The organism is Pseudomonas sp. B23(2017) (assembly GCF_002113725.1).
In the GTDB taxonomy this organism is placed as follows: Bacteria; Pseudomonadota; Gammaproteobacteria; order Pseudomonadales; family Pseudomonadaceae; genus Aquipseudomonas; species Aquipseudomonas putida_Z.
This window is the reverse complement of the sequence record NZ_NEJM01000007.1, coordinates 97,393-117,788: the sequence shown is the minus strand read 5'-3', so window position 1 is coordinate 117,788 and position 20,396 is coordinate 97,393. Positions and strand designations below refer to the sequence as shown.

At 63.2% G+C, this 20,396-nt stretch carries 13 protein-coding genes and 2 pseudogenes; 3 read left to right on the top strand and 12 right to left on the bottom strand.

What is annotated here, in order from left to right:
- Positions 1 to 37: 37 nt before the first annotated feature.
- Positions 38 to 397: pseudogene (locus CAG46_RS29335) on the bottom strand (methyl-accepting chemotaxis protein); the annotation flags it as partial.
- Between the two features lie 228 nt (positions 398 to 625).
- Positions 626 to 1,225 (bottom strand): annotated as a pseudogene (locus CAG46_RS29330) (PAS domain-containing protein); the annotation flags it as partial.
- A 302-nt stretch (positions 1,226 to 1,527) separates the two neighbouring features.
- On the opposite strand from CAG46_RS29330, the gene CAG46_RS13610 reads away from it, so the two are divergent.
- The gene (locus CAG46_RS13610; protein WP_085617392.1) at positions 1,528 to 2,718 is read left to right on the top strand and encodes a glycosyltransferase family 1 protein; all 1,191 of its coding nucleotides are present in this window, start codon (positions 1,528 to 1,530) and stop codon (positions 2,716 to 2,718) included.
- Between the two features lie 131 nt (positions 2,719 to 2,849).
- Here the strand turns inward: CAG46_RS13610 and CAG46_RS13605 are convergent, their stop codons facing one another.
- On the bottom strand, positions 2,850 to 3,332 hold the full coding sequence (locus CAG46_RS13605; RefSeq protein ID WP_025337716.1) for a glutathione peroxidase: 483 nt from the start codon (positions 3,330 to 3,332) through the stop codon (positions 2,850 to 2,852).
- A 144-nt stretch (positions 3,333 to 3,476) separates the two neighbouring features.
- Positions 3,477 to 3,962: a peptidylprolyl isomerase gene (locus tag CAG46_RS13600; protein ID WP_003259610.1), complete on the bottom strand. Its 486-nt coding sequence runs from the start codon at positions 3,960 to 3,962 to the stop codon at positions 3,477 to 3,479.
- On the opposite strand from CAG46_RS13600, the gene CAG46_RS13595 reads away from it, so the two are divergent.
- Together CAG46_RS13595 and pta are read left to right on the top strand one after the other, a co-directional pair.
- Positions 3,961 to 4,263: a DUF3565 domain-containing protein gene (locus CAG46_RS13595; protein WP_015268965.1), complete on the top strand. Its 303-nt coding sequence runs from the start codon at positions 3,961 to 3,963 to the stop codon at positions 4,261 to 4,263. The two genes, CAG46_RS13600 and CAG46_RS13595, sit on opposite strands and share 2 nt — an antisense overlap.
- Positions 4,264 to 4,294: 31 nt before the next feature.
- Positions 4,295 to 6,382, top strand: a complete 2,088-nt coding sequence (gene pta, locus CAG46_RS13590) for a phosphate acetyltransferase (RefSeq protein ID WP_085617390.1) — start codon at positions 4,295 to 4,297, stop codon at positions 6,380 to 6,382.
- A gap of 135 nt (positions 6,383 to 6,517) precedes the next feature.
- Here pta and CAG46_RS13585 read toward each other — a convergent pair whose 3' ends face one another.
- The 8 genes from CAG46_RS13585 to CAG46_RS13535 form a co-directional block, all read right to left on the bottom strand.
- On the bottom strand, positions 6,518 to 7,228 hold the full coding sequence (locus tag CAG46_RS13585) for an OmpA family protein (protein WP_015268963.1): 711 nt from the start codon (positions 7,226 to 7,228) through the stop codon (positions 6,518 to 6,520).
- Positions 7,229 to 7,336: 108 nt separating this feature from the next.
- Positions 7,337 to 7,981: an MBL fold metallo-hydrolase gene (locus CAG46_RS13580; RefSeq protein WP_085587373.1), complete on the bottom strand. Its 645-nt coding sequence runs from the start codon at positions 7,979 to 7,981 to the stop codon at positions 7,337 to 7,339.
- 1,344 nt (positions 7,982 to 9,325) lie between these two features.
- Positions 9,326 to 10,018: a sensor histidine kinase KdpD gene (locus tag CAG46_RS13565; protein ID WP_025337711.1), complete on the bottom strand. Its 693-nt coding sequence runs from the start codon at positions 10,016 to 10,018 to the stop codon at positions 9,326 to 9,328.
- Positions 10,015 to 11,622, bottom strand: coding sequence for a response regulator (locus CAG46_RS13560; protein WP_025337710.1), 1,608 nt, complete (start codon positions 11,620 to 11,622; stop codon positions 10,015 to 10,017). Before CAG46_RS13560 ends, CAG46_RS13565 begins: the two co-directional genes overlap by 4 nt.
- 158 nt (positions 11,623 to 11,780) lie before the next feature.
- Positions 11,781 to 14,498 (bottom strand): LuxR C-terminal-related transcriptional regulator, encoded by a 2,718-nt coding sequence (locus CAG46_RS13555; RefSeq protein WP_085617386.1) that lies wholly within the window; start codon positions 14,496 to 14,498, stop codon positions 11,781 to 11,783.
- A 338-nt stretch (positions 14,499 to 14,836) separates the two neighbouring features.
- On the bottom strand, positions 14,837 to 16,201 hold the full coding sequence (locus tag CAG46_RS13545; RefSeq protein ID WP_075043774.1) for a DUF1329 domain-containing protein: 1,365 nt from the start codon (positions 16,199 to 16,201) through the stop codon (positions 14,837 to 14,839).
- A gap of 25 nt (positions 16,202 to 16,226) precedes the next feature.
- Positions 16,227 to 18,110: a DUF1302 domain-containing protein gene (locus CAG46_RS13540; RefSeq protein ID WP_085617383.1), complete on the bottom strand. Its 1,884-nt coding sequence runs from the start codon at positions 18,108 to 18,110 to the stop codon at positions 16,227 to 16,229.
- Between the two features lie 331 nt (positions 18,111 to 18,441).
- A complete protein-coding gene (locus tag CAG46_RS13535; RefSeq protein WP_085617381.1) occupies positions 18,442 to 20,124 on the bottom strand; it encodes a fatty acid--CoA ligase in 1,683 nt (560 codons plus the stop codon).
- Between the last annotated feature and the right edge of the window lie 272 nt (positions 20,125 to 20,396).

Sequence of the window (20,396 nt, the reverse complement as noted above, 5' to 3'; positions counted from 1 at the left end):
GCTCCCACAAAGAAGCAGACCGCGTCTGATCCTGGTCCTACTGCCCCAACCGGCTGGAAAACTGCCCCACCACATCCACCACCCGCTTGGCCCCGTCCTGGATCTCGACAATCACGCTCCCTGTCTCGTCCGCCAGCGCCAGCCCCTGCTCGGCCTGGCGCTTGCTGGTGTCGATGATCGCCACTGCCGCCTGGGCCAGTTGCTCGTTCTGCTGCACCACCCGGGCGATTTCCTCGGTGGCGGTGCTGGTGCGCGAGGCCAGCTGGCGCACTTCATCGGCAACCACGGCAAACCCCCGCCCCTGCTCGCCGGCGCGGGCCGCTTCGATGGCAGCGTTCAGCGCCAGCAGGTTGGTCTGCCCGGCAATGTCGCTGATGGTCTTGATGATCGAGCCAATCACCCGCGATTGGGTATCCAGCGCCTGGATGCCCTCTGCCGCCTCTTGCATCGAAGCTTCCAGCCCGCGCATCACGCTGACGCTCTGGGTGACCACATCGGTGGCCTTGCGGGCGCTGGCATCGGTACCCAGCGAGGTGTTGTAGGCAACATCCGCCGCCTCGGCCACCGCCTGCTCCTGGTTGACCTGCTCGGTGATGACGGTGGCGAATTTGACCACCTTGTACAGCACGTCATGGGCATCGAAGATGGGGTTGTACGAAGCCTCCAGCCAGACCACCCGGCCATGGGCATCGATACGTTTGAAGCGGTCGGCAACGTACTCGCCACGGCGCAGCTTGTCCCAGAACGCCTGATAGCCGGCCGAGTTGGCCTCCTCCGGCTCGCAGAACATGCGGTGATGCTTGCCACGGATCTGCTCCAGGCGGTAACCGACGGTGCCCAGGAAGCGTTCGTTGGCGGTGAGCACGGTGCCATCGAGATCGAACTCGATCACGGCGGTGGAGCGCATCAGCGCCTTGATCAGGCTTTCGTGCTCGCGGGAGGTCTCGATGGTGCGGGTAAGGTCGCTGGAGTGCAGCGTGAAATACTTGATGCGCCCCTCGCTGTTCTTGACCGGCTGCAGGATCGACCGTAACCAGGCCTCCTGGCCATTCCCGCGCAGCAGGCGGAATGCACCGTTCAGGTGTTCACCGCGGCTGATCGCGCCTTTCATGCGCTGGTAGAAATCCAGCGTCTTCACATGGGCGGGGACGATGTCCTCGATGTTGCGCCCAAGCAATTGTTCGGCACGGTAGAGCATCTCGCTCTCGAAGTTGCCGTTGACCATCTCGATCCGCCCCTGGGGGTCGAGTTGCAGTACCAGCATCTCGCTGTCGAGGCTACTCTTGACCTGTTCGATGGACATCAGGTCTTCGCGCAACTGCCGGATTTCTTGCTTGAGCTTGTTGTTGAACATCACCGCTCTCCTGGAGCGCATCGTCGAATGCATCTTCATCGGCTGCCGGTGCCCCCTCTTGAGCACCCTTGCAAGGAAAAATTCACAAGGCGAAAAGCGTCAGCGATCAGGCGTCATCTGTACGTCACATGGCAGTCACATTGGCGCAATCCAGCAGGCGGACACTTTTTGTCATGAATACACCCGCCCTACGCATTACCCTGGTCAGCGAAACCTTCCCACCCGAGATCAACGGCGTGGCCAATACCCTTGGCCGGCTCAGCGAAGGGTTGCGCCAACGCGGCCATGAGATCGAAGTGGTGCGCCCGCGCCAGGCCGGTGAAGCACCACTGCACAACGACCCGAACCTGATGCTGTGCCGTGGCTGGCCCCTGCCTGGTTACCCGGGCTTGCAATGGGGCGAGGTGTCGATGCACAAGCTGTTGCGCCGCTGGCGACGGCAGCGCCCGGATGTGCTGTACATCGCCACCGAGGGGCCGCTTGGGCTCAGCGCACTGCGCGCGGCCCGGCGCCTGGGGGTAGCGGTGGTAAGCGGCTTCCACACCAACTTCCCGCAGTATTCCGGCCAGTACGGGTTGGGCCTGCTGACGCGCCTGCTCACCAACTACCTGCGCTGGTTCCATCGGCGCACGGCGACCACCCTGGTACCCAGCCTAAGTCAGCGCCTGGAGCTTGAACGCCGCGGTTTCGAACGCCTGGAGCTACTGGCCCGGGGGGTCGATGCCTGCCTGTTCAACCCGGCCCGGCGCAGCCCCGCGTTACGGGAAAGCTGGGGGCTCGGCCCGGACGACATCGCCGTGCTGCATGTCGGGCGGCTGGCGGCAGAAAAGAACCTGGGTTTGCTGCGGCCAAGCCTGGAGGCCCTGCAGAAAACTTATCCACACAAACGCCTGCGCCTGATCATGGTGGGTGACGGCCCGCAGCGTGCCGCCCTCGAACAGCAGGTACCGGATGCCGTGTTCTGCGGCGCCCAGCGAGGCGAGCTACTGGCCGAACACTATGCCAGCGGTGACCTGTTCCTGTTTCCGAGCCTGACCGAAACCTTTGGCAATGTGGTGCTCGAAGCCATGGCCTCGGGGTTGGCGGTGGTCGCCTATGACGAGGCGGCCGCCGCGCAGCATATTCGCCATGGCCATAGCGGTGCGCTGGCCATGCCGGGGGACCAGGCGGCGTTCATCGATGCAGCCTGCTGGTTGCTGGAGGAAGAAGAGACGTTACGCCGGGTGCGCCTGAATGCGCGAAAGCATGCCAGTCGCCAGGGCTGGCCGGCGATTGTCGAGCAGTTCGAGGGGTATCTGCATGCAGCCCGGAACCAGGCTGCGACTTCACCAGCTTCGAGGCTGGGTGCTACGCGATCTGTGTAGGAGCGGCCTTGTGTCGCGATCGGGCTGCAGAGCAGCCCCTCGATAGTTGCGACAATGCTGATATCCGGGGGCCGCTATGCGGCCCGATCGCGACACAAGGCCGCTCCTACAGAGAAACCGCGTCAGGCGCTTCAGGCCAAGGCTTTCTCGATAGCCTGTACCACCGCCGGATCATCCGGTGCCGTGCGCGGCGAAAAACGCGCCAGTACCCGCCCGTCCTTGCCTACCAGGAACTTCTCGAAGTTCCAGGTAATGTCCCCCGGGAACTCCGCCCCCTCACCCGCCAGCAGGCGGTACAGCGAGTGGCGCTGCGGCCCGTTGACCTCCAGCTTGCCGCCCAGCGGGAAGCTCACCCCGTAGTTGAGGCTGCAAAACTCCTGGATTTCCTTTTCGCTGCCAGGCTCCTGGCCGGCAAACTGGTTGCACGGCAGGCCAAGCACGTTGAAGCCCTTGTCCTTGTAAACCTGGTAGAGGTTCTCCAGGGCCTTGTATTGCGGCGTGAGACCACACTTGGAGGCAACGTTGACCACCAGCACCACTTGGCCCTTGAACGGTGCGAGGGGCAGCTCCCCGCCGTTCAACGCGTCCAGTTTCAGGTCGTGAAATGCACTCATGATGAATCCCCTCTCAGGTTCCCGGTTGCCGCGCAGGTGAATTCCGCCCACTAAAAAGGCGCTCGTCCAAACCGTCCACCTCCCGTAGGAAGGCAAATCGGCTTGCCCGAGCGCCTGGCGACTTTCTGAGCTTAGCGCAGAAAATCAGTGGTGATGGCCACCTTCACCGTGGATGTGGCGGTGAGCGATTTCTTCGTCGCTGGCATCACGCACGTTGACTACCTTGACCTGGAAGGTCAGGCGCTGGCCGGCCAGCGGGTGGTTGCCGTCGACGGTCACGTCGTCGCCGTCGATGTCGCGGATGGTGACGATCTGCATCTGGCCATCCGGCGCCGAAGCGTGGAACTGCATGCCCACTTCCAGCTCGTCGACACCTTCGAACAGGCTGCGGTTCAGGGTGCTGACCAGCTCGGCCAGGTATTCGCCGTAGGCATCTTCCGGCTCGATGGAAACGTTCAGCTCGTCACCGGCCTGCTTGCCTTCCAGGGCTTTTTCCAGGCCCGGGATGATGTTGCCGGCACCGTGCAGGTAAACCAGCGGCGCACCGCCGGCGGAGCTGTCGATGGTCTCCCCGGCGTCGTTGGTCAGGGTATAGTCGATGGAGACAGCCTTGTTGGCGGCGATCAGCATGGGGCAAGACCTTTTGCAAAAGTATGTAGAGCGGACAAGTGTAACCAAGCCATCGCCCGATTGCGAACGCACTGCGGACGAGCAACGGCCCATCAGTCGGATCACCGGCTTCCACCAGGACGAAGAGGGCCACTGGGTGGCCGAACTGTCCTGCGGCCACACCCAGCACCTGCGCCACCAGCCGCCGTGGCAGGCACGCCCCTGGGTGCTCGACCCGGCCCAGCGCGCGCAGCGTATCGGCCAGCCTTTCGCTTGCGGCTGGTGCGCACAAGGGGCCGATAGCGCTACCCTTGGCCGTTAATTTCTTGCACCGCTTATTTCGAGAAGCACGCATGCAGACATTTTTCATTGCGCCGACCGATTTCGGTGTCGGCCTGACCTCCATCAGCCTGGGCCTGGTGCGCACCCTGGAGCGCGCCGGGCTGAAGGTCGGCTTCTTCAAGCCGATCGCCCAGCCCCACCCGGGTGACACCGGCCCCGAACGCTCCACCGAGCTGGTCGCCCGCACCCACGGCATCAAGCCCCCGGTGCCGCTGAGCCTGGCCCATGTCGAGCGCATGCTCGGCGATGGCCAGCTGGACGAGTTGCTCGAAGAAATCATCCGCCTGTACCAGCAAGCCTGCATCGGCAACGACGTGGTGGTGGTCGAGGGCATGGTGCCCACACGCCACGCCAGCTATGCGGCGCGGGTCAACCTGCACCTGGCCAAGAGCCTGGATGCCGAGGTGATACTGGTATCTGCACCGGAAAACGAAGTGCTCAGCGAGTTGTCCGGCCGGGTCGAACTACAGGCCCAGCTGTTCGGCGGCCCGCGCGACCCGAAGGTGCTCGGGGTAATCCTCAACAAGGTGCGCACCGACGAAAGCATGGCGGACTTTTCCACCCGCCTGCGCGAACACTCGCCGCTGCTGCGCGGCAACGACTTCCGCCTGCTGGGCTGCATCCCCTACCAGCCCGAACTGAACGCCCCGCGCACCCGTGACGTGGCCGACCTGCTCGGTGCCCAGGTGCTCAATGCCGGTGACTACGAGCAGCGGCGCATGAGCAAGATCATCATCTGCGCGCGCACCGTGGCCAACACGGTACCGCTGCTTACCTCGGGTACCCTGGTGGTGACCCCGGGCGACCGCGACGACATCATCCTCGCCGTCAGCCTGGCGGCGATCAACGGCGTACCGCTGGCCGGCCTGCTGCTGACCAGCGACGGCAAGCCAGACCCACGCATCCTGGGCTTGTGTCGCGGCGCCCTGCAGGCCGGCCTGCCGATCCTGTCGGTCAGTACCGGCTCGTACGACACCGCCAACCAGCTCAACTCGCTGAACCGCGAAATCCCGGTGGACGACCGCGAGCGCGCCGAATTCATCACCGACTTCGTCGCCAGCCACCTCGACGCCGCCTGGCTGCACCAGCGTTGCGGCACCCCGCGCGAACTGCGCCTGTCGCCTGCAGTGTTCCGCTACCAGCTGATCCAGCGGGCGCAGCAGGCCAACAAGCGCATCGTCCTGCCGGAAGGCGCCGAGCCGCTGCTGGTGCAGGCTGCGGCCATCTGCCAGGCCCGCGGCATTGCCCGCTGCGTGCTACTGGCCAAGCCCGAGGATGTAGATGCCGTGGCGCGCGCCCAGGGCATCACCTTGCCGCCGGGCCTGGAAATCCTGGACCCCGAGGTGATTCGCGGGCGCTATGTGGAGCCGATGGTCGAGCTGCGCAAGAGCAAGAACCTCAATGCCCCAATGGCCGAGCAGCAACTGGAAGACCCGGTGGTGATCGGTACCATGATGCTGGCCCTGGACGAAGTGGACGGCCTGGTCTCGGGCCTGGTGCACTCCACCGCCAACACCATCCGCCCGGCCCTGCAGCTGATCAAGACCGCACCGGGTTCGAGCCTGGTGTCGTCGGTGTTCTTCATGCTGTTCCCCGAGCAGGTGCTGGTGTACGGCGACTGCGTGATGAACCCGCACCCAAGTGCTGTCGAACTGGCCGAGATCGCCCGGCAGAGTGCCGAATCGGCGCAGGCCTTCGGCATCGCGCCGCGGGTGGCGATGATCAGTTATTCAAGCGATTCGGCCAGCGACGAGGAAGTCGAGAAAGTGCGCGAAGCGACCCGCCTGGCACAGGGCGCGGCGCAGGAGCTGCTGATCGACGGGCCGTTGCAGTATGACGCGGCGGCCAACCCGGCGATTGCACGGGAGCTGGCGCCGGGCAGCCCGGTAGCCGGGCGGGCGACGGTATTCGTGTTCCCTGACCTGAATACCGGCAACACGACCCACAAGGCGGTGCAACGCAGCACCGACGGGGTCAGCCTGGGGCCGATGCTGCAAGGGTTGCGCAAGCCGGTGAACGACTTGCCGCGCGGGGCTCAGGTTGACGATATCGTGCATACCATTGCCCTGACGGCGATTCAGGCGAGCGTGGCGGGCTAAAAGCTGGGGCTGCTTTGCAGCCCATCGCCGGCAAGCCAGCTCCCACAGGATTTGCATAGCCCTTGAGCCTTGTGCAGTACCTGTGGGAGCTGGCTTGCCGGCGATGGGCCGCAAAGCGGCCCCAGGATTGATGCCTTACTGCTGAACCTGCCCCTGGTCATACTGCTGACCCGGAATCGGCTTCAGGTTCACTTCCACCCGGCGGTTCTGCGCGCGACCATTGGCGTCGGCGTTGCTGGCGATCGGCTGGTCCGGGCCCATGCCACGTACGGTGATACGCGAGGCATCCACACCCTGCGAGGTCAGGTAGGTGCTGACCGCCTGCGCACGGCGCTGGGACAGGTCCATGTTGTGCTGGCGGCTGCCAGTGCTGTCGGTGAAACCGACCACTTCGATGGTGTTCTGGTTGAACTGCTTGAACGAGCCGGCCAGGTTGTTCAGCGGCGAGTAGAAGCTTGGCGCGATGTTGGCCGAGTCGGTGGCGAAGGTGATGTTGCCCGGCATGATCAGCTTGATCTGGTCACCCTGGCGCTGCACTTCCACGCCGGTGTTGGCCATCTGCGCGCGCAGCTCGGCTTCCTGCTTGTCGGCGTAGTAGCCATAACCGGCTGCGGCGGCACCTACGGCGGCGGCACCGATCAGTGCACCCTTGCCACGGTTGTTGTGGTCGATGGCGGCACCGGCGATAGCACCGGCCAGCGCGCCCAGGCCGCCGTACTTGGCGGTCTTGCTCATCCCTGTGGAGCCCTGCGCCTGCCCCTGGCTGTCATAAGGGTTCTGCCCGGCACAGCCGGTCATCAGGGCAGCGGCGGTTGCGACGATAATCAGACGACGCATGGTGAACATGGACAAGCTCCTACTGAATTCATGAATGCGGCAGATCATAAAGGGATCTATGCCAGCCTTGGATTGCATCGGCAACAAAAAATTCCATGAAAGTGCCTTCATGTGCCATCAGGCACGCACGAAGGGGTTTTCGCGCATTTCGTCGCCCAGGCGGGTATCAGGCCCGTGGCCGGTCACCACGATGGCCTCCTCGTCCAGCCGATACAGCCGCTCCTTGATCGAACGGACGATGGCCCGCTGGTCGCCACCCCACAAATCGGTACGGCCAATGCCTCGGCGGAACAGCGTATCGCCGGCGATCAGCAGCTTGGCATCGGCAAACCAGAAGCTCATCGAGCCCGGCGTGTGGCCTGGCGTATGCAGGGCCACGCCACAACCGCAGGCCAGCTCCTCGTCATCCCCCAACCAGCGGTCTGGCGCAGGTACCGGGGTGTAGGGCACACCGAACATCTGGCACTGCATTTCCAGGTTGTCCCACAGCGCCTGGTCGTCTTTGTGCAGGTGCAGCGTTGCGCCGGTCAGTTCCTTGAGCTTGCCCGAGGCAAGGAAGTGATCGAAGTGCGCGTGGGTGTGAATGATGCTCACCAGCGTCAGCCCGTGGGCCAGCAGGCGAGCAAGGATCTTGTCCGGGTCACCGCCCGGGTCGACGACGATGGCCTTTTTGGTAAGCGGGTCGCCGATCAGGGTGCAGTTGCATTGCAGGGGGCCTACGGGGAAGGTTTCGCGGATGAGTGAAGACGGGGGTTGGGTCATTGACGTTCTCATGAGGAAAGCGCAGCGCGCTAAAAGCGTCGAGTCTATTTATTCAATCAAGCGCAGGCAGGTCGCCGGGATTACAAGCTGCCCCCTGAGGCAAACGAAAAACCGGCCAATAGGCCGGTTTTCAGACTAATACGAGTGTGCAGCAAGGCGCATATCCCAGGGCCTGACGTGCTGTCGTTCAGGACGGGATTCCTGCCAGAGGGCCTGCGGGCTCAAGCTCTGCCCCCTTCGCCTTCGCGACCTGCAGGAACCGGAGCTGGTTACTGGAGACTCGACCACCAAGACGTCTGGCTTCAGCCTCGAATCTTGCAATGGCAAGCAACTCTACCTGTCTCGTTTTGGATCGCATGGTTACCTCCAAAAGCTTGATCGACGCAATCGATGTTATTAGGGATCAACCTGGATCACAAGCCGACCCTCGGCGGTCCAGGTGAAGCCAAGCGCCTCATAAACTGACATTGCGCCCTCAATAGGGTCTTGTATTTCAATCTCTTGACAACCCAACATGCGAGCGTAGAAGTCTATCGATGTCAGCGCCAAACCAGCGATCTCTCCCCGAAGTGGATGCCACCTGCTGGGATTACCTTGGAGCAGAATGACCTTGATACATAAGCGACTCTTTCTAGGGCTTGCATAGCAGAGACCACAGAGCTCGCTTCCGAACCAGATGGCAAGATCGAACCCTTTGGGATCGCTATCCTTCCAGTCGACAATTTCCTCCCAAGGAAACATACACCCACTTGTCAGCCATTCCAGGCTAGCACTGACGGCCTCGTGCGTTATGGGCTCTATCCGGACTTGATCCAGCTCGACATCTCGGCTCAGTAGTTCTGGCTGCCGACACAGCAATTCATGAGTGAGGGTTCTGGCTTGGGATCGAAATATTTGGTATCGGAGTTTGCTGATTCGCCTTCTCATGCAAGCCCCACATTCGAAATGGAGCCTCCGTCCATTTAGAACTCACGACCTACTGGTTGCATGCGGTCCCACGCCCGCATGTCTTTCGGTTGCGGGGCATTGAAGTCGCACTGACCGAGGAGCGACGCAAGGTCATAACGGTTTGCGCCGAAGCCCGCATTCTTCTGATGCTCATTCGCTCGGAAGCTTTCAATCGGTGAGCAGTGGTTCAACTTCTGGGTAAATCTCTTCATAACCGCTCTGCTGGTAGTCATCGAAAACCGAATAATTACCAGCGTGAACGCCGATGAAAAAGAGCTCAAAAGCCCGTTTGGTTTAGATCAGATTGCTCCTACAACTCACGACGAAGCGTCGCCGCTGTACTAGCAGGAAGCGTTGCTTGATGTGTCAATACGGGCCGTGCTCTGCAAGCTTCTTTCAAGGCAAGAACAACCTGAACAACCCACCCCCAAGCGCGCCGCCATTGGAGATCTCGATCCGCCCACGCACCCCGCCGCTTTCATGCAGTGCCGCGATTCGCGCCGCAAAATACAGGCCCAGGCCGGTACTGCCACTGGTCGAGTCGATACCCTGGATGAATTCTTCCTGGCGTTCGAGCATGCGCTGTGGATAACCCGGGCCGTCATCGTTGACGCAGATGGCCAACTGGTTGTCTGCCTCTTCGATGGTGATCAGCAAGGCATGCGCGGCAAAGCGGGTGGCGTTGGTGATCACGTTGGCGATCACCGAGGCCACCAGCTCGCGGTCGAAGAAGCCCAGCGGGTTGTCGGTGTCGATGCGCCAGGTGGCAAGGATGTCCTTGTGCTTGAGCACTTCCTCGTGCGCAGCCAGCTGGGCTTCGATGAAATCGTCCAGTTCGTGGTAGTCCGGGCACACCGGCAACTGGTTCACGCCCAGTTTGTACAACCCCAGCAACTGCACCAGCATGCCGTTGAGGTGGCGAAACTCATGCTCCATCACCCCCTGCTCGGCACCACCGCGCAGTTCCTCGGGCAAGCGCTGCATCCACTGGTTGTGGGACTGGATCAACGCCGACAGGGAATTCTTCAGGTCGTGCACGGTGGAGGCGATCACCGTGGAAAAATCCAGCCCCTGGTTGTCTTGATTCATGCGCCGAACACTCGGATGTGCAGTTTGCGATAGCGGTCGTAGCGGTTGTCGCTGGCGGGGATGCCGGCCACGCTGGTCAGGGCGTCGCGGCACTCCTGCATGATCGCGGGCTGAGGGCTGTCTCCGCCGATGCGCAGCAGCGCCTGGGCAGTGTTGAGGGCGATGCTGATGTTCTTCGGCTGCAAACCCAGCGCCTTGCGGAACAGCTGCAACGCCTCGCCGAGCTGCCCCCCCTGGTAACTGCGCACACCCTGGCGATTGAGGGTGACCGCTTCGGTAATGGCGTTGAGAACGCTGGGGTCGTCCGTCAGCTTGCCGACCCTCTCCATGACCTTGGGGTCGTCGCCATAACTTTCCACACAGCTCCTCAGCACGCCGATGGCGGCGGCTTCCTGCCCCATGGCCTGCAACTGCGCGGCAACGGTCAGGGCCGAATCGACCGAGAAGAACTGGTTCATCTTGTCCAGGCGCTGGATCGCCTGTTCGGTAAGCTTGGCAGCCGTTTCAGGGTCGCCGGCCTGCTGCAGGCTGGCGGCCTTCATCATGCGGGCACGCACCTGCAGGCCCTGGTCCTCGGGGTTTTCCTTGGCTACTTCGCTGAGCGTGCTGTTGATCTCGACCCGGGTGCGCGCATCCAGGCCAAAGCCGGCATTCCTGCTCATCAGCGCCTGCACCAGGCCCAGGTTGTTCTCGGGGTCCTTGTAGCGTGAGCTCTGACCCTGGTTCACCGCATGGCGGAACGCTTTCGAGGCACTCTCGAAGTCTTCGTTTTCCAACGCCAGCTTGCCCAGCGTCGACTGCCGGCGCACCGACAGCGGCGACAGGCGCACGGCTTCTTCAAGCATATTCTGCGCACGCCTGGTTTCGCCTTGGGCCACCAGCACCTCGGCCATGCCATCGTACAGGCCTGGCATGATCGGGAAGGCCTTGAGCGCTTGCTCATACACGCCCTGGGCCTGGGCATTCTGGCCGCGCTTGTGCATCAGGCTGCCCAACGCCGAGTACACCCACGGCTGCGGGCGGCTGGCCAGGATGGCCTTGAGGAACTTCTCCAACTCCTCGAAGCGGTTGAGGTTGCGCAAGGCATCGGCCCGATAGCGCAGGCACAGCGGGGCCAGGCGTGGGTCGCGCTTGCACAGCTCGGCGCAGGCCGCCAGCACTTCGGCCGGGCGATTGCGGTCCAGGGCCTGCAGGATCGGCTTGAGCAGGGTCTTGCGCTGGTACAGCTTCTCCACGCGCTGGGCCAGGCCAACCCGGTTGAACGGCTTGGTCAGGTAGGCATCAGGCTCGTGCTCGATGGCGCTGAGGACAATGGCCTGGCTGCTCTCGGCCGTGACCATGATGAATATGCACTCATGGCTGATGTGCTTGTCGAGGATCAGGTCTTCGAGCACCTGCTGGCCGTTCTTCTTGCCGTCGCCCAGGTGGAAGTCCTGCAGGATGACGTCATAGCGCTTTTGCGCGCACATGCGCAGCGCCTGCTCGCCGCTGTCGGCGGTGTCCACGTCACGTACGCCCAGCTCGCGCAGCATGGAACGGGTCGACGTGCGAAAGTCGGTAAAGTCGTCGACGATCAGAAAGCTCTTTTGCCCGTACTGCAGCATCAACACGACCTGCCTTGGAATGATTGAAAAATCGCGCGAGGCGATGCCACCGATAGCTGTATCGGCAGCTGGTCGGGAAAGATGAGGGTAGAGCGTTGGCGGCCACGAACGATGGCCTGACGCCATCGCTTTAGCGAGCAAGACTCTGCTGGGCTATTTCACGCCAGCATTCCCAGGGACTTGGCCTTGGCCACCGCCTGGGTACGCCGCTCCACCCCCAGCTTGCTGTTGATATGGCTGGCGTGGGTTTTCACCGTGTGCAGGGAAATGAACAGCCGCTCGCTGATCTGCTGGTTGGAACAGCCTTGGGCAATCAGCTCGAGCACGGCCAGCTCGCGGCTACTCAGGGCTTCGCCGCTGCCGGCGCTGACGCTCGGCAGCGGTGGCAGGCGCTTGAGCAGCTCGCCCTGCACCGAGCAGGCGGCAACTGCCTGCAGCTGTTCGAGAAGCCACTGCGGGTGCTGCTCCAGCAAAGGCTGGAACGGTTGCAGCACGCCGCCTTGGGCTGCCTCCAGCAACCGTGGCAACAACTGGGCGGCCTGCTCTTCCCGGCCTTCGCCCAGCAACAAGCCAAGCCACTGGCACAGGGCACTGACGCTGAGCATCATGCCGCCACTGGCCTGGCCGCGCTCGACCAGGCTCGCCAGGCGTTGCGCCGCGTCATCGCTACGCGACTGGATACGTTCGAGCGATGCCTGCTGCAAGGCGATGTGCAACGGCAGCAACGGGTGGAACTCCGGGGCTGCCGCCGGTTGCTCGCCGCCATAGGTCTGGCCCAGGCGCAGCAGCCAGGACTCGGCCAGGTCGATGCGCCCCTGTGCCAGCCACAACTCGCATTTGACCAGGGTGATCATGGCCAGGTAGTAGACCGGCGGCACATCCCAGATGTGCATCAGCCGCTCGGCCTCGGCCAGTTCGGCAAAAGCCTCGGCAAAGTGCCCTTCCCGGCCATCGAGCGTAGCGATCACGCAGTGGCCGATGAGCACGCTGATATCGCGACAGGCCCGCGCCTCGCCCAGCCCCGCACGCAAGCGTGCACGGCCCTGGGACGGCTGCAGGCGCGATACCAGCAGGTAGCCTTCGTAAAGCGTCAGGCGGGCGCGCACGGCATACAGCCGCTGTGCCGACAGCCCTTGCAGGCGTTGCAGCCCCTCGCGCACTTCGTCCAGTGCGCGCAACACCTCGCCACGGGCATGCAGCACCCGCGCCCGGTCGTAATGGGCCAGGGCCTCGAACAATGGGTTGCCAACGCGCTGGGCCAGCTCCAGGGCCTCACGGTTCCAGCCGCGGGCCCGCCAGAAATCGCCATCGGCAATCGCCAGGTTGGACAGCGTCGACAGGCACACCAGGCGTTGGCCATAACGCTTGCTCGGCAGGCTCTGCAGCGCTTCGCCGCAATAGGCCAGGGTGCGCTCGCGGTCGCCACGGCCCCGGGCGATCACACCACTCAGCGCCAGCCACTGGGCCAGCATGGACTTTTGCGCGGTCGCCGAAGGCGCGGGCAGGAAGCGGCTGAGATAACCCGCCAGCTCCTCGGCCGCGTCCAGCTGGCACGCCAGGCCCAACGCCCAGCTGTACAGCACGATCAGCCGCGGCGTGCTGATCAGCAGGCTGTCGGGCAGGTCCATCTTCCAGCGCAGCAACATGCCGACGTTCTGTTCGGCCAGCAGTTGCTCCTCGGACAGGCTCTGCACCAGATCGGCGGCGACATCAAGGTGACCGGCCCGCAGCGCCTGCTCCACCGCTTCGTCCAGCAGGCCTTGGCTTTCGAACCAGCGGCAGGCACGCAACTGCAGGCCGGCCAGCGGCTCGCTGGCCTGGCGGCTGCGCAGCAGGTCGGAGAACAGGTGGTGATAGCGGAACCAGTGGCCATGCTCGTCCAGCGGCACCAGGAACACCTGGTGCGCCTGCAAGAAGCGCAGGATCGCGGCGCTGTCGTGGCGGCCGCGCACGGCATCGCACAACGGGGCGCAGAAACGCTCCTGGCAGGCCGTTTCGTACAGGAAGGCCTGCACATCGGCGGGCAGCATGTCGATGACTTCTTCCAGCAGATAGTCGCGGATCAGGCCCTCACCACCATGCAAGGCCTGTGGCAAGGCCTGCTCGTCAGCGGACTCGCTGGCCGCCAGCTGCCAGAAACGCAACCCGGCCACCCAACCGTCGCTGCGCTGGATCAGGTTGTCCAGGGCCTGGCCACGCAGCCCGGTGGGTTGGCGACCGATCACCGCCAGCGACTCTTCGGCGGTAAGGCGCAAGTCCTGTTCGTTAAGCTCGACCAGTTGCCGCGACAGGCGCAGGCGCGCCAGGTGCCAGTCCGGGCGCTGGCGGCTGGTGACCAGCAGCACCAGGCCGGGGGGCAGGTGATTGAGGAAGAACTGCAGGCAGCGGTCGAGCACCGGCCCCTGGGCCAGGTGATAGTCGTCCAGCACCAGCAACAAGGGCGTATCGGCTTGCAGGTACAGCGCCAGCTCGTCGAGCAGGCCGTCGAGCCATTCCTCGAAGGCGAACGGCTGGTGGCGCTGGCGCATTTTCAGCAGGCCCATGGCCTGGCCGCCCAGCGCCGGGCAGTACTGCTGCAGGCCTTCGAGCAGGCGTTCGAGGAAGCGACCAGGGTCGGCATCCCGTTGGCTCAGGCCCAGCCACAGGCTACGCCAGTGCTCGGGCAGCGCTTCGCAAAATTCGATGGCCAGGGAGCTTTTGCCGAAACCCGCCGGGGCATTGACCAGCAACAGCCGCCCGCCGAGGCCGGCTTGCAGCCGGTGGCACAGGCGCAGGCGCGGCACATGGCCGTCCGGCAAGGGCGGCCGGAAGAAACGCCCGTCCAGCAGGCCCAGGGCCTGGCTGGCGAATCCATGCGTACGGGACAGATCTGTCATGGCCGGCTCGTTCTGGTTGGAAGACTACGGCGGTATGGATGCTTGCGAGACTAGCGGGTAACGCTGCGCATTTGAAGATGATGGGCGCAATTCCCCTGGAAAAGACTGCGACAAAAAGCAACATGGCTGATGGACAGGGGCTGGGGCGGGGGTTTGCTGAGGTATTCACCAGCTTTATTGCTGTACCGGCCTCTTCGCGGGTGAACCCGCTCCCACAGGTACTGCACTGGACTTGAAACCTGTGTAATCCCTGTGGGAGCGGGTTCACCCGCGAAGAGGCCGGTACAGGAAAATGAAACGCCCCGGTCAAGCCGGGGCGCTCCAAGGTTACGCGATACTTAGCGAATACCCGACTGGCGCAGTGCCGCTGGCTGGAAGTCCGCCTTGCTGGCGCTGAAGCCGAAGTCGTAGGCGCGCTTCTCTTCGTTCTTCATGCCCAGGGCCAAGTAACGGCCCGACTGCAGGTCGTAGATAGTCTCCAGGGTGTACCACGGCACTTCCACGTTGTAGTACGGCTGGGCATGTGCCTCGGACACGCGCCACAGCTGGCCACGGCCGTCGTACTGGTCGATCACCGCAGCCTGCCAGGTGTCCTCGTCGATGTAGAAGTCACGCTTGGCATAGATGTGCCGCTGGCCCGGCTTGAGGGTCGCGACCACGTGCCACACACGGCGCAGCTCGTAACGGGAAAGGTCCTGGTTGATGTGCCCGGCCTTGATGATGTCGGTGTACTTGAGCTTGGGGTCGTCGAGCTTGAAGGCGTTGGACGCGATGTACATCTCCTTCTTGCCTTCCAGCTTCCAGTCATAGCGGTCCGGCGCACCGTTGAACATGTCCAGGTTGTCCGAGGTGCGCAAACCGTCGGCGGCGGTACCCGGGCCGTCGTACGACACTTGCGGTGCCTGGCGCACGCGGCGTTGGCCTGCGTTGTAGATCCACGCCTTGCGCGGCTCCTTCACCTGGTCGAGGGTTTCGTGCACCAGCAGCACGGTACCGGCCAGGCGCGCGGGCGCGGTCACCTCCTGCTTGAAGTAGAACAGGATGTTGCCCGGGTTGTTCGGGTCGTAATCCTTCATCTTGTCGCGGAAGACGAACTGGTCGGAGAAGTACACAGGGTTGAAGGAGCCGTTCTGCTGTGGCGTGGCCTGGGTCACCAGGCGGCTGACGCTGCCACCCCGGTAGCGGGTGATGTGGTTCCAGATCACCTCCAGGCCGCTTTTGGGGATCGGGAACGGTACAGCCGTGCGGAAGTTGCTCAGGCCGTTGCCGCCTTCGACCAGGGTGGTCTTGGTGGCGTTCTCCTTGATGGCGGCGAACACGTCGGCCGGCACCGTGGAACCGCGATGGGTCTTGAATACCGGGATCTTGAAGGTGTCCGGGTAGCGCTTGAGCATGGCCAGCTGGCCCGGCGAGAGCTTGTCCTTGTACTGGTCGGCGTTCTGCGCGGTGATGGTGAACAGCGGCTTGTCGCTGCCGTACGGGTCGGACAGGAAGCCCTTGCCGTCGGCACTGCCCGCGCTCTTCGACAGCGGCTCCCACGGGCCGATCGAGCCATCGGCGTTGCCGGCCTTTTCGGCGCCCATCGGGGTCAGGGTACTGCCCAGCTTGGCCGCCTCGTCGGCGGATACTGCAGCCATGACGCTGGTCGCCAGCAGGGACAGGCCCAGCACACCGGCTTGCAGCAGACTTCTGGTCTTGTTCATGTCGTGTCGTCCTGGATCTGTATGCTTAGAAGTTCACGCCGAAGCTGAGGGCGACGAAGTCGCGGTCATCCACGGTGGTGTACTTGCCATCGAAGAAGTTGGTGTACGACAGGCTTGCCGTGTAGGTGTTCTGGTACTCGGCGTCGAGGCCCAGGCTGACGGCCTTGCGGCCTTCCTCGAAGTTGGCGCCAGGGCCGGGCGAGTAGCCGGAGACATCATGCGACCAGGCCACGCTCGGTTTCAGGTTGACCCCAGCGAAGACATCGTTGTAGTCCCAGATGGCGCGGGCACGGTAGCCCCACGAAGTCGAGGTGGTGAAACCGTCGTTTTCGCAGTTGCGGGTCAGGTTGGCGGTCGACGAACCAAGTCCCGAGCCGATGATGGTGTTGCCGTTGAGAATGGCACAGGTACCGCTCGGCAGCGGGCCGGGGCCGTAGACCGGATCACGCCCGTAACGCGCCTTGCTGGTGCTTTCCAGCCCGCCCACATGGGTGACACCGACTTCACCGACCACGGTGAGGCGGCTGGCCCCCATGACCTGATCGAAGAAGTGAGTGAAGGTGGTCTGGAACTGGGTGATCTCCTTGCGCCGGTAGCCATGCAGATCCTGCCCGGGCGTGCCGGTCAGCACAGAGGCATTATTGAAGGGCGCTCGATCGATCGGCGTTACCCCGGCGAACAGAATGTCAGTGGTGTTGAGCTGCACCGGAGCATTGGGGCGGTAGCTGAGCTCACCGCTCCAGGCCGTGCCGGTGGGCAACGTGGTGGAGAAGCTCAGGCCATACAGGCGAATGTCTTCCGGATACTCGACGAAGTACTCGGAGTTACCCGCGATGATCAACGGCGCCAGCGCACGCACCGCACCTGGAGAGAGTGGGTTGTTCACCAGGTTGAACAGCCCCTGCGGCGCCCCGGTAGCACTAAAGATCGGTGCCCGGCTGTGGTAGTTCATGAAGTAGGCGCCGAACTCGGTATCCAGCGGCTCGAACATGTAGCGGAACGCCACCCCGAACTGGCCGCTGTCACGGGCGTCGCGGTCGGCACCTCGGCGTACCTTGACGCCCTCGCTGTTGACGTCCACGCCAAAAGCCGAAAGGCCGGCAAGCACCTGGGGTGACAGTGCCCGGCTGCTGTTGAGCACGCGCAGGTTGTCGGTACAGCCGTCGGCAATAATGTCCGGCTGGGAGAAGAAGGTGCCGCAGTTGTCGACAACCGTCTGGTCCCATTCGATCTGGTAGAAGGCCTCCGCCGACAGGTTGTCGGTCAGGCTTTGCGAGATGTAGAACATGTTGACCGGAATCAGGCCTTCCTTGATCTCGGCCCCCGGACGGCGAAAGGCAGCTACGTCGATCGGGTTGATCGAGTTGATGCCGCCACCGATGAAGGTACTTTCACCCCAGCTCACCACCTGCTTGCCCAGGCGCACCGAGCCCGGCTGATCGCCGATGGAGTAGTTGTGATAGACGAACGCGTCGAGCAGCTCGGCACCGGACGATTTGGCGCCTTCCTTGCGGTTGGAGTCGCTGATGTCCTTGAACTCGCGGCCTTCGTCCTTCAGTTCGAAGTCGTACCAGTACTTGCCGCGGACGAACACGCCGGTGTCGCCGTACTTGAGCTCCAGGTCATGGATGCCCTTGAAGATCTTGGAGAAGGTTTCGCCCTTCTTGAAGTTCAGGTGGCCATCGTCGGATGTCTGCGACAGGCCCTTGCCGCCGTTGTTCACCCCGATCAGGTTCTTGTTGGGGTTGGCCGTCGACCAGCTGGCGCCGATGGAGAGCGACGAGTCGAACTGGCCTTCGATTTCACCAATGTTGAAACTGACAGCGAAAGCAGGACTTGCGAGCGTGGAAGCAAGGCTGACAGCCAGGGGCAACTTGGCCCGGCGCCAGAACAGGTTTGCAGATTTCATCGACGCTACTCCATGTACTTTTTTTGTTATGGCAGTGAGTCCTTTCAAGAACGGCCCGAGCGACCGGTTTGCAGGCTTGCGCCCGCGGCGACACGGCTTGCGCATGTCGCCTCCCCCATTCCTGAAAATCCCCTGGCCCCGACTATAGCCAGCAAGGCACAGGCGCTTGATCCCTCTAAAGTGTGATTTGCGCTCCGTGCGGCCAACTCGCTGCCATGTTGCCCCGGCTGCGCGCTGGCAGTGCTAAAGGATGGCGTATTTCTGCCGTTTGGCAAGGCTCCACCCCTCTAGCATGCGGGTCGCGTGCTGCGGTACGCGACCCGCATGGCGGTTACAGCGTGGAGAGGAACGCGCTGTTGCTGGCCTGCCACTGGACGATGTCCTGGCGGATGCGTTTCTTGTCCAGCTTGCCGACACTGGTCTTGGGAATTTCAGTAACAACGGCGATCTGGCTTGGAATCGCCCACTTGTTGATGTGCCCTTGCTCGACAAAAGGCTTGAGGTGTTCCTTCAATGCCTTGGCGTCGATGGCCTGGCCATCGCGCACCACCAGCAGGGCAAACGGGCGCTCACCCCACTGCGGATCGGCCACCCCCACCACCGCCACTTCGCGCACGGCCGGGTGACGGCTGATCAGGTCTTCGAGGTCGAGCGAGGAAATCCATTCGCCACCGGTCTTGATCACATCCTTGATGCGGTCGCGGATGTCGATGTAGCCCATGCCGTCGAGCGTGGCGACATCGCCGGTGTGCAACCAGCCCCCCTGCCACAGCTCCTCGCTCTTCTCCGGTTCCTTGAAGTAGCCCATGGTCAGCCACGGCGCACGCAGCACCAGCTCGCCCTGAGTTTCACCATCGGCGGGCAGGAAGTTGCCGTCGCCGTCGACGATGGCCGCCTCGACCAGCGGCACCGGCACGCCGGCCTTGATGCGGTAGGTGACGCGCTCATCCTCGCTGCCGGCCTGCAGTTCGTCGTTCAGGTGGGCGGCGGAAATCAGCGGGCAGGTCTCGGACATGCCATACGCGGCGGTCAGCTGGATGCCACGTGCCAGGGCGGCCTGGTACAACGAGCGGTTGAGTGCGCTGCCGCCGATGATGATCTTCCAGCCGCCGAAGTCCTGACCTTGTGAGGTCGGGCAGTTGAGCAGCATCTGCAGGATGGTCGGCACGCAATGGGAGAAGGTGACCTTCTCTTCGCGCCACAGCTTGACCAGCATGTCCGGCTCGTAGCGCCCCGGATACACCTGCTTCATGCCGAGCATGGTGGCGGCGTAGGGAATGCCCCAGGCGTGCACATGGAACATCGGCGTGATGGGCATGTACACGTCGTTGCTGCCCAGCAGGCGCACGCTGTCGATGCTGCCGGTCACCGAAGCTTCGGCCAGGGTATGCAGCACCAGTTGCCGGTGGGTGAAGTACACCCCCTTGGGGTTGCCGGTGGTGCCGGTGGTGTAGAAAGTGGTGGCCACCGAGTTCTCGTCGAAGTCCGGGAAATCGTAGCGCGGGCTGGCAGCGGCCAGCAGTTGTTCGTACTCGCCCACCAGGTTGGGCAGCTCGGCTGTCTTGTCCGGGCCGTCGGTCAGCAGCACGGTCTTGTCGACGGTGGTCAGTTGCCCCGCGATGCCCTGGTACAGGCCGACGAAGTCGCTGTTGACCAGCACCACGCGGTCTTCGGCGTGGTTCATGGTGTAGAGAATCTGCTCGGGCGACAGGCGCACGTTGATGGTGTGCACCACCGCGCCGATCATCGGGATGGCGAACATGCATTCCAGGTAGCGGTGGCTGTCCCAGTCCATCACCGCCACGGTGTCACCGGCCTTTACCCCGGCTTCGCTCAGCACGTTGGCCAGGCGCGCGATGCGCTCGTTGAGTTGCGGGTAGGTCAGCCGCAACTGGTCGCGGTAGACGATTTCGCGGGTCTTTTCATAGCGGCTGCCAGACATCAGCAGGCGCTTGATCAGCAGGGGGTAAGCGTAGGCGCCCTCGGCGGGCTTGATGATGCGGGTCTGCAACATGGGTATCCCTTTTCTGAAAAGCGGGCCGGACAAGTCTGGGAACCACTGTAGTTCGCCAATGTGACGGCTAAATCAGCCGAAGGAATGATTTGCATGATGAAGGTATGAGTGGCGGGCGTTGACGGGCGGCAAGGTTGAACTAGACACTGCGGCGGCAGCTTCAGGTTATGTGGTGAAGCTGATGGCCTATTCGCGGGTAAACCCGCTCCCACAGGTACTGCACCAGCCTTTGCAATGGTGCAGTACCTGTGGGAGCGGGTTTACCCGCGAAT

Excerpts from the sequence above, each read along its gene's own strand:
- CAG46_RS13605 (WP_025337716.1), bottom strand. The coding sequence starts at position 3,332 with ATGAGTGCATTTCACGACCTGAAACTGGACGCGTTGAACGGCGGGGAG.
- CAG46_RS13540 (WP_085617383.1), bottom strand. The coding sequence starts at position 18,110 with ATGAAATCTGCAAACCTGTTCTGGCGCCGGGCCAAGTTGCCCCTGGCT.
- CAG46_RS13595 (WP_015268965.1), top strand. The coding sequence starts at position 3,961 with ATGGGGCAAGACCTTTTGCAAAAGTATGTAGAGCGGACAAGTGTAACC.
- CAG46_RS13545 (WP_075043774.1), bottom strand. The coding sequence starts at position 16,201 with ATGAACAAGACCAGAAGTCTGCTGCAAGCCGGTGTGCTGGGCCTGTCC.
- CAG46_RS13600 (WP_003259610.1), bottom strand. The coding sequence starts at position 3,962 with ATGCTGATCGCCGCCAACAAGGCTGTCTCCATCGACTATACCCTGACC.
- CAG46_RS13535 (WP_085617381.1), bottom strand. The coding sequence starts at position 20,124 with ATGTTGCAGACCCGCATCATCAAGCCCGCCGAGGGCGCCTACGCTTAC.
- CAG46_RS13560 (WP_025337710.1), bottom strand. The coding sequence starts at position 11,622 with ATGCTGCAGTACGGGCAAAAGAGCTTTCTGATCGTCGACGACTTTACC.
- CAG46_RS13555 (WP_085617386.1), bottom strand. The coding sequence starts at position 14,498 with ATGACAGATCTGTCCCGTACGCATGGATTCGCCAGCCAGGCCCTGGGC.
- pta (WP_085617390.1), top strand. The coding sequence starts at position 4,295 with ATGCAGACATTTTTCATTGCGCCGACCGATTTCGGTGTCGGCCTGACC.
- CAG46_RS13580 (WP_085587373.1), bottom strand. The coding sequence starts at position 7,981 with ATGACCCAACCCCCGTCTTCACTCATCCGCGAAACCTTCCCCGTAGGC.
- CAG46_RS13565 (WP_025337711.1), bottom strand. The coding sequence starts at position 10,018 with ATGAATCAAGACAACCAGGGGCTGGATTTTTCCACGGTGATCGCCTCC.
- CAG46_RS13610 (WP_085617392.1), top strand. The coding sequence starts at position 1,528 with ATGAATACACCCGCCCTACGCATTACCCTGGTCAGCGAAACCTTCCCA.
- CAG46_RS13585 (WP_015268963.1), bottom strand. The coding sequence starts at position 7,228 with ATGTTCACCATGCGTCGTCTGATTATCGTCGCAACCGCCGCTGCCCTG.